Origin of the sequence: Sphingomonas sp. RIT328 (assembly GCF_000632225.1) — a bacterium.
Taxonomy (GTDB): domain Bacteria; phylum Pseudomonadota; class Alphaproteobacteria; order Sphingomonadales; family Sphingomonadaceae; genus Sphingomonas; species Sphingomonas kyungheensis.
This window is the reverse complement of sequence record NZ_JFYV01000042.1, coordinates 1-9,129: the sequence shown is the minus strand read 5'-3', so window position 1 is coordinate 9,129 and position 9,129 is coordinate 1. Positions and strand designations below refer to the sequence as shown.

6 protein-coding genes are annotated in these 9,129 nt (G+C 68.7%); 4 read left to right on the top strand and 2 right to left on the bottom strand.

Features of this window, described 5'->3' with window-relative positions:
- Window positions 1-404: 404 nt before the first annotated feature.
- Window positions 405-1,295: a 2-dehydro-3-deoxygalactonokinase gene (locus tag BW41_RS15695; RefSeq protein WP_037535472.1), complete on the bottom strand. Its 891-nt coding sequence runs from the start codon at window positions 1,293-1,295 to the stop codon at window positions 405-407.
- A gap of 13 nt (window positions 1,296-1,308) precedes the next feature.
- Complete coding sequence (locus BW41_RS15690; RefSeq protein WP_037535470.1) at window positions 1,309-2,619, bottom strand: sugar MFS transporter; 1,311 nt, start codon at window positions 2,617-2,619, stop codon at window positions 1,309-1,311.
- A 117-nt stretch (window positions 2,620-2,736) separates the two neighbouring features.
- Here BW41_RS15690 and BW41_RS15685 point away from each other — a divergent pair, with 117 nt between their 5' ends.
- From BW41_RS15685 to BW41_RS15670, 4 genes are all read left to right on the top strand, one after another.
- A complete protein-coding gene (locus BW41_RS15685) occupies window positions 2,737-3,870 on the top strand; it encodes an aldose epimerase family protein (RefSeq protein ID WP_037535469.1) in 1,134 nt (377 codons plus the stop codon).
- A gap of 1 nt (window position 3,871) precedes the next feature.
- Window positions 3,872-5,653, top strand: coding sequence for an IlvD/Edd family dehydratase (locus BW41_RS15680; protein ID WP_037535467.1), 1,782 nt, complete (start codon window positions 3,872-3,874; stop codon window positions 5,651-5,653).
- A 600-nt stretch (window positions 5,654-6,253) separates the two neighbouring features.
- Complete coding sequence (locus BW41_RS15675) at window positions 6,254-7,168, top strand: ROK family protein (protein ID WP_152542351.1); 915 nt, start codon at window positions 6,254-6,256, stop codon at window positions 7,166-7,168.
- Window positions 7,169-7,217: 49 nt separating this feature from the next.
- Entirely contained in the window at window positions 7,218-9,092 is a 1,875-nt protein-coding gene (locus tag BW41_RS15670) for a putative bifunctional diguanylate cyclase/phosphodiesterase (RefSeq protein ID WP_037535465.1), read from the top strand.
- The last annotated feature ends 37 nt before the right edge of the window (window positions 9,093-9,129 follow it).

Below are 9,129 nucleotides of genomic sequence, written 5' to 3'. Positions count from 1 at the left end.
TCCTGAGGGGGAAGGGGTGGCGGTCTGAGGCAGGGAGCCGGGACAACCGACGGTTTCAGGGCTCCCGCGGAGGCGGGAGCCCAGTGTTCTTTCTACCGCAAACCGTTGCTCTGCTTGGCCACTGGATTCCCGCCTGCGCGGGAATATTGGGTCGTGGCGACCGGAGGGACTTCTCCGAGCTGCCCGCTCGCGCGGGACCGTTGCGAAACACGTTCCGTCAGGCCGGGCGTGTGCCGGCATCCACGGTTCAACACGAGCAGAAGTCGTTGAATTTGCGAAACGGTGAACCTCGGAGCTCACGCGGGGTAACGGCCCATTTCGGGCGCGGTCAAGACTGTTGCGCAGGTCCTGCCCGCGCGGGGATACCGGCTCTGTCGCGACGATAGGCGAAGAGCGCACGCCGGTCACGCCAGCATCCCGCGCAGCCGGTGAATGCCGCCGAGGAAGCCCGCGGTGGCGTCGATCGCGACGACGGTGCCGCCGAGCGTCTCGATCGCCACCTTGTAGAGATCGGCGAGCGCGCCTTCCGCGAGCAGGTGGACGGTGCGGCCGGCGACGGCGCGTGCGCCGACGTCCGATCCGATCAGGACGCCGCTCGCATAGGCCGCGGCCTCCTCGCTCGCGCGGCGGCCGAGCAATACGCTCGCGCGCACCTCGAACAAGGCGGTGCCGAGGTCGCAGGCGCCGGCGCCGCGGGCGAGGCCGTCGCGGAAGGCGGTGCCGTCGACCACCGCGCCGTCGAGCATGCCGGCGAGAATGCCGTGTCCCTTGAGCAGCGAGAACAATTCACCGGTCATCACCGTCGCGACATCGACGATGCGGGCGTCGGCGGTGGTGATCCATTTGTTGTGCGTGCCGGGCTGGCAGAAGAGCGCATCGGCGGGGGCGAGACCCGCGGCGATCGCGCCGAGAACCTGGATCTCCTCGCCGCGCATCACGTCGGCCCGCCGCTCGGTGAGCACCGACACGCCGGGGACGATCGTCATCCGCGCCTCCGGCAGGCGCAGCGCGGCCGCCGCGAGATCGGCGAGGCCGCAGGGGGCGGGGACGTAGGACGCCTCCCGCCAGCCGCGGGTCGATCCGATCATCCCCGCCGCGATCACCGGCAGGTCGCCGAGCCGCTCGCGCAGCGCGGCGAGCGCGGGCGGATAGTCGTCCGCCGCCATCGTCAGCACGCCGCGATCGTCGCGCAGCGCGTCGCCGACGCGGCCGTCCGCGTCGAGCCGATAGGCGCGGCGGTTGGTGGTGCCCCAATCGACGGCGATGACGCCGCCGGGGCCGGATGTCGCAGTCACCGCTGGAGAATCCTCAGGCGACGGTCTGGTCGCCAAGGCTCGCCGTCGGCTTCGATCCCCACAGCGCGTAGGCGAGCACGATCACCTCGCACGCCATGGTCAGGAAGAACGAATTCTGCAGGCCGTAATGATCGGCGAGCCAGCCCTGCACGACGACGAGCGCGCCGCCGGCGATCGCCATGATCATCAGCCCCGATCCTTCCTCGGTGAGCGGGCCGAGGCCGCGGATCGCGAGGGTGAAGATCGTTGGGAACATGATCGAATGGAACAGGCCGACCGCGATCAGCGCCCACATCGCTTCCGGACCGGTGGTGAAGGTGGCGATGGCGACGACGACCAGCGCGCCGAAGGCGAAGACCGACAGCACGCGCTCGGGCGCGATCTTCTGCATGACGACGCTGCCGACGAAGCGGCCGACCATCATCCCGCCCCACAGCAGCGACAAATAGCGCGACGCCTGTTCGTGGGTCACCGCGGCGATCTGTGGCTGCGACACGAAGTTGACGAACAGATTGGCGACGCCGATCTCGGCGAGCAGATAGGCGATCATCGTCGGGATGCCGAGCGTCAGGTTGCGGTGCTTCCACAGCGAATGCTGGTGCCGTTCCGCCTTGGCGGCGCGCTGCGTCGCCGCACCGAGCGCGGGCAGCGGGAAGCGCGCGATCACCACCGCCAGCACGACCAGCACGATTGCGACGAGCACATAGGGCAGGATCACCGAATGCGCGTCGGCGTAGCGCTGCGCCTGGCTGATCGTCGCGCCCGCCTCGGCGGTGCCGCTGCGGCTGCGGCCGAGGATCAGATAGCCGGCGAACAGCGGCGCGAGCGTCGTGCCGAGCGAGTTGAACGCCTGCACCAGATTGAGCCGCGACGATCCCGTCTCGGGCGGCCCGATCACGGTAACATAGGGGTTGGCGGCGACCTGGAGCAGCGTGATGCCGCTGGCGATGACGAACAGCATCACCAGCGTCACGCCATAGGACGGGATGCTCGCGGCGAGCGTCATGCCGAGCGCACCCGCCGCCATGATCAGCAGGCCGATGACGATCGCGCGCTGATAGCCGACCCGCTCGATCAGCTTGGCGGAAGGAATCGAGGCGAAGAAATAGGCGATGAACCAGACCGATTCGATCAGCGTCGTCTGGGTATAATCGAGCTCGAACACGCTGCGCAGATGCGGCAGCAGCACCCCGTTGATGACGGTGATGAAGCCCCACATGAAGAACAGACTCGCGAGCAGGCTCAACGCCTTGCGATACGATCCCCCCGCGCCCACCGCGGCGGGTGCCGCACCGTTCGTCGTTACGCCAATCGGTCCTGCCATAATCTCGTCCCTCTCCGCCTGTCGCGCGTTCGGCTGCCTTGCGCGCCGGGTATTTGTCAGACTATATAGTCCCGACGCGCCCGGTCAATGCCGGCGATACACGCTCAGGAGGGGGCAATGAAGCTTCGGAAGGCTATCTTCATCGCAGGCGCGGGATTGACCGCGCTCGCCGCCGCACAGGCCGATGCCGCGACCACACAGCGCGAGGCGGCGGGACGACTCGCCGACGGCACCGCGATCGAGGCGGTGACGCTGACCGCGGCCAACGGCGTCTCGGCTCGCGTGCTGACCTATGGCGCGACCTTGCAGAAACTGTCGGGGCCGGACCGCGACGGCAAGATCGCCGACGTGCTGCTCGGCTATGACGATGCCGCGGACTATGCCGCGCATCCCAATTATTTCGGCGTCACCGTCGGCCGCTTCGCCAACCGCATCGGCGGCGGCAAGTTCACGCTCGACGGCAAGACGTATCAGCTGCCGCTCAACGACAAGGTCAATTCGCTGCACGGCGGCCAGGTCGGCTTCGACAAGCGCCTATGGCGGATCGTCTCCGCCAAGGACGGATCGGCGACGCTGGCGCTGACCAGCGCCGACGGCGACCAGGGCTATCCCGGCAAGCTCGACGTCACCGTCACCTATACGATGGCCGACGACGGCGCGCTGACCATCGCCTTCGGCGCGAAGACCGACAAGCCGACGGTGGTCAACATGACCAACCACGGAATCTTCAACCTCGCCGGCGAGGGGTCGCCGCTCGGCATCCTCAACCAGCGGCTGACCATCCCGGCCAAGGCGATCACCCCGGTCGACGCCAATCTCGTGCCGACCGGCGAGCTGCGCCCGGTGGCGGGCACGGTGTTCGATTTCCGCAGCGGCCGGATGCTGGGCGAGGGCGTGCGCGACGGGCATGACCCGCAGATCGTGATGGGCCACGGCTACGATCACAATTTTGCGCTCGACAAGGGCCTGACCGCGACGCCGCAGCTCGCCGCGCGGCTCGAGGATCCCGTCTCGGGCCGCGTGCTGGAAGTGTCGAGCACCGAGCCGGGCGTGCAGATGTACACCGGCAACTTCCTTGACGGCAGCTACATCGGCAAGAATCGTCACGTCTATCGGATGGGCGACGGCGTCGCGCTGGAACCGCAGAAATTCCCCGATGCGCCCAACAAGCCCAATTTCGCCTCGGCCCGGGTCGATCCCGGCAAGCCGTATCGTCACGTGATGATCTACAAACTTTCGGTGGCCAAATAATATGACGCAATTGCGCAGCCGTGCCTGGTTCGACAATCCGGCGAACATCGACATGACGGCGCTCTATCTGGAGCGCTATCTCAACTTCGGCCTGTCGCTGGAGGAGCTGCAGTCGGGCAAGCCGATCATCGGCATCGCCCAGACCGGCAGTGACCTCAGCCCGTGCAACCGCCACCATCTGGTGCTGGCGGAGCGGGTGCGCGAGGGGATTCGCGAAGCGGGCGGGATCGTGCTCGAATTCCCGGTCCATCCGATCCAGGAGACGGGCAAGCGGCCGACCGCCGGGCTCGACCGCAACCTCGCCTATCTCGGGCTGGTCGAGGTGCTGTACGGCTATCCGCTCGACGGCGTGGTGCTGACGATCGGCTGCGACAAGACGACGCCTGCCGCGCTGATGGCCGCCGCGACGGTCAACATCCCGGCGATCGCTTTGTCGGTCGGGCCGATGCTCAACGGCTGGCACAAGGGCGAGCGCACCGGATCGGGGACGATCGTCTGGAAGGCGCGGCAGCTGCTCGCCGCGGGCGAGATCGACGATGCCGAATTCATCCGGCTCGTCGCCAGCTCGGCGCCATCGACCGGCTATTGCAACACGATGGGCACCGCGACGACGATGAATTCGCTGTGCGAGGCGCTCGGCATGTCGCTGCCCGGCTCGGCGGCGATCCCGGCGCCCTATCGCGACCGGCAGGAAGTGTCCTACCGCACCGGCAAGCGCATCGTCGAGATGGTGCAGGACGATCTCAAGCCGTCCGACATCCTGACCAAGGCGGCGTTCCATAATGCGATCAAGGTCAATTCGGCGATCGGCGGATCGACCAACGCGCCGATCCACCTCGCCGCGATCGCGCGCCACATCGGCGTCGACCTGCCGCTCAAGGACTGGGAGACGGAGGGGCACAAGGTCCCGCTGCTCGTCAATTTGCAGCCCGCCGGCGAATATCTCGGCGAGGATTATTATCGCGCCGGCGGCGTGCCCGCGGTGGTCAACCAGCTGATCGGCCAGGGGCTGATCGACGAGGGCGCGCTGACCGTCAACGGCAAGACGATGGGCGAGAATTGCCGCGGCGTCGCGATCGAGGACGAGAAGGTGATCCGCCCCTTCGACCAGCCGCTGGTCGAGGATGCCGGCTTCATCGTCCTGTCGGGCAATCTGTTCGACGCGGCGGTGATGAAGACCAGCGTGATCTCGCCCGAATTCCGCGACCGCTATCTCTCCAACCCCGACGATCCCAATGCGTTCGAGGGGCCGGCGGTGGTGTTCGACGGGCCGGAGGATTACCACCACCGGATCGACGATCCGGCGACCGGCATCACGCCCGAGACGCTGCTGTTCATGCGCGGCGCCGGGCCGATCGGCTATCCGGGCGCGGCGGAGGTCGTCAACATGCGGCCGCCGGCCTATCTGATCACCGAGGGCGTCCATGCGCTGCCGTGCATCGGCGACGGCCGCCAGTCGGGGACGAGCGGATCGCCGTCGATCCTCAACGCCAGTCCCGAGGCGGCGGCGATGGGCGGGCTCGCGCTGCTCAAGACCGGCGACCGGGTGCGCGTCGATCTCAACACCGGCACCGCCAATGTGCTGATCTCCGACGCCGAATTGATGGATCGCCGGGCCGCGCTGGCGGCGGCGGGGGGCTTTGCCTATCCCGCCTCGCAGACGCCGTGGCAGGAGATCCAGCGCGCGGTGGTCGGCCAGATGAACACCGGCGCGATCCTGGAAGGATCGGAAAAATACCAGCGGATCGCGCAGACGATGGGGTTGCCGCGCGACAACCATTGATGCGGGCGAGGGCGGGGTGCCTGGCGGCGTCCCGTCCTTGTCGGTGGGGTGAGACCGGGGTTTCGCGGATGATTGCCTGAGCGCTCGGTTCGTATCGATACCCGCGCAGGCGAGGTCTAAGCCACAGTCTCGGCACCACTCCGGCGGAGGCCCGGGTCCAGTTGGGGGCCGGTCAGTGGGTGTCACTGATCTCGCCGAGCTGGACCCCGGCCTCCGCCGGGGTGGTGTTGAAAGGTGATATCGCCCGTTCTCCAAAGGTCGCCTGTAGGCGAGGGCTAGTGGAAACGCTAAGGTGTGACCTTCGGCATCAGGAGCACCGTGCGCCCCGCTTCCGCAGGACCGCTGCGAAAGCGGGCCTCGTTGCCCACCGTCACCGTGTTCCTGCCCAAGCAGGACCCCGCGGCCAGGCAGAGCAACGACTGACCCGCTTCGTGACCTTGGGCTCCTGCGTGCGCAGCAGCACGGGCGCGGTTTCGTCGAGGCCGCGCCTCCACGGTAACACGGGTGGCGCAGATGTCAGCCTCGCCCCCGTTACACATCCGCCGGGGTCGACTTTCGCGTCTGGCCCGCTAACCCGGCGTCGTCGAAGGAGAAACGATCGTGATCAGCGTCCCCCCTCTGGTAGCCGGCGTCGAATTGGGCGGGACGAAGATAGTCTGCCTGCTGGCCCGTGGACCGGATGCGATCGAGGATCGCGTCCAGCTGCCGACGACGCGCCCCGACGAGACGCTGGCGGCGATCGAGCGGGTGCTCGACGGCTGGGGCCGGTTCGACGCGCTCGGCATCGCCAGCTTCGGGCCGATCGCGATCGACCGCGACGCCGCCGATTACGGCCAGATCACCTCCACCCCCAAGCCGCATTGGGCGGGGACCGACGTCGCCCGCCGGCTCGCCGCCCGCTATGAGGTGCCGACCGGCTTCCACACCGATGTCGTCGGCGCGGCGCTCGCCGAGGCGCGCTGGGGCGCCGCCGCGGGGCTGCGCGACGTCGCCTATGTGACGGTGGGCACGGGGATCGGCGTCGGGCTGATCGCCAATGGTGTGCCGGTCGACGGGCTGACGCATAGCGAGCTCGGCCATCTCCGCCCCGACCGGCTCGCCGGCGACGACTGGATCGGCATCTGCCCGTTCCACGGCGGCTGCCTGGAAGGGCTCGCCGCCGGCCCGGCGATCGGCGCCCGCGCCGGCCGCAAGGGCGAGGACATCGCCGCCGACGACCCCGTCTGGGAACCGGTCGCGCACGTCCTCGCGCAGCTCTGCCATACGTTGGTGCTGACCGGCGTGCCGCGGCGGATCGTGATGGGCGGCGGCGTGATGGTCGGCAACGATCACCTGTTCCCGCGCATCCGCGCCGCGATGGTCAAGAGCCTCGCCGGCTATATCGCGCTGCCCGAGATCGCCGAACCCGCCTTCGTCGTGCCGCCGGCGCTCGGCGGCAATGCCGGGCCGCTCGGCGCGATCGTCCTCGGCGGGCAGGCGCTCACCCAGCATCTGGCTTCGTTCACAGCCTCTTAACCGTATTTCCTTAGCCCTTTCGCAACGTTGAGAGGGACAAGCCGTGTCGATGACTGCCGATCCCGCGCGCGCGCTGCCCAGGCGGCTGCTGATCATCGACGACGAAGAGGCGATGCACGACAGCTACCGGCGCAGCTTCGCGCCGCCGCGCGGACCCGATGCCCCGGCGCTGGGCGCAATGGCGGCGGCGCTGTTCGGCGCCGACCCCGCCGCCGAATCGCCGGGCTTCGCGCTGACCCATTGCCGCCAGGGCGAGGAGGCGGTCGCCGCGGTCGAGCGCGCGCTGGCCGACGGCGCGCCCTTCGCCGCCGCGTTCATCGACGTGCGCATGCCGCCGGGGATCGACGGGCGCGAGACGGCGCGGCGCATCCGCCGCATCGATGCCGAGATCAATCTGTGCATCGTCACCGGCTATTCCGATTTCTCGCCGGTCGAGATCAGCAAGGTCGCCGGGCCGGCGGACAAGATCTTCTACATCGCCAAGCCGTTCGAGGTCGCCGAGATCGTCCAGACCGCGACCGCGCTGGCGGATCGCTGGCAGGTCGACCGCGCGCTCGCCGCGACGCGGGCGCAGCTCGCCGAGCAGATCGTCCAGCTCGAACAGCAGGCCGCCGAACTCGCCGCCAACGAAAGTCGCGCGCTGCATCTCGCCACGCATGATTCGCTGACCGATGCGCCCAACCGGCTCGCCTTCCTGCGCGCGCTCGGCGACCGGGCGCGCCGGCCCGGCCGCTTCGCCATCGCGATGCTCGATCTCGACCGGTTCAAGCTGATCAACGACACGCTCGGCCATCTTGCCGGCGATGCGCTGATCCGCGACGTCTATGCGATCCTGACCGCGACCGCGCCGGAGGAGGCGATCGTCGCGCGGCTCGGCGGCGACGAGTTCGGCGTATTGTTCGACACCGCCGGCGACGCCGCCGCGACGATGGCATGCGACCGGATCATCGCCGCCTGCGCCGGCACACACCGATTGTTCGGCCATGCGGTGCAGAGCGGCGCCTCGGCGGGACTGGTCGTCGTCGACGGCGCGGGGGTCGACCCACTCGATTCGCTGCGTCGCGCCGATCTCGCGCTCAACGATGCCAAGCGCGTCGGCCGCGGCGTCACCCGCCTGTTCGACGAGACGATGGACGAGGGCATCCGCTTCCGCCGCCGCGTCGAACAGGGACTCGCGCGCGCGGTCGAGCGCGACGAACTGCGCCTCGTCTATCAGCCGATCGTCGCGCGCGGCGAGCTGGAGGTGGTCGGCTTCGAGGCGCTGGTCCGCTGGGACAGCGCGGTCTACGGCCGGATCAGCCCGGCGGTGTTCATCCCGATCGCCGAGGAAAGCAACGTCATCCACACCATCGGCGACTGGATCCTCGCCGAGGCGCTGGCGATGGTGGCGCGGCTGCCGCAGCAATATGTCTCGATCAACTTCTCGCCGCGCCAGTTCCGCCGGCACAATTTCGTCGCCCATGTCATGGAGAGCGCGCAGCGGGCCGGCGTCGCGCCGGGGCGGGTGCAGATCGAGATCACCGAAACCGCCATTTTTGACGATGCCGAGCGCGCCGCCGAAACCTTGTTCCGGCTGCGCCAGATGGGCTTCCGCATCGCGCTCGACGATTTCGGCACCGGCTATTCGTCGCTCTATAATATCCGCAAATTCGCGCTCGACAGCCTCAAGATCGACCGCAGCTTCATCGACGGCATGGGACGCGAGCGCGAATCGGCGGCGATCGTCCATTCGATCATCCATCTCGGCCGCGCACTGGGACTCGAGGTGGTCGCCGAGGGGGTCGAGACCGTCGCGCAGGTCCAGGCGCTGCGGCTTGCGGGTACCAGCCATCTGCAAGGCTTCTTCTTCTCGCAGCCGGTCGACGGCGATGTCGCGGTGATGCTCGCCGAACGCCGCGTGCTCGCCGGCGGTGCGGCGGTGTAGGTGGCGCGGCTGGTCGTGCCGGGGCGTGGGCGGGGGG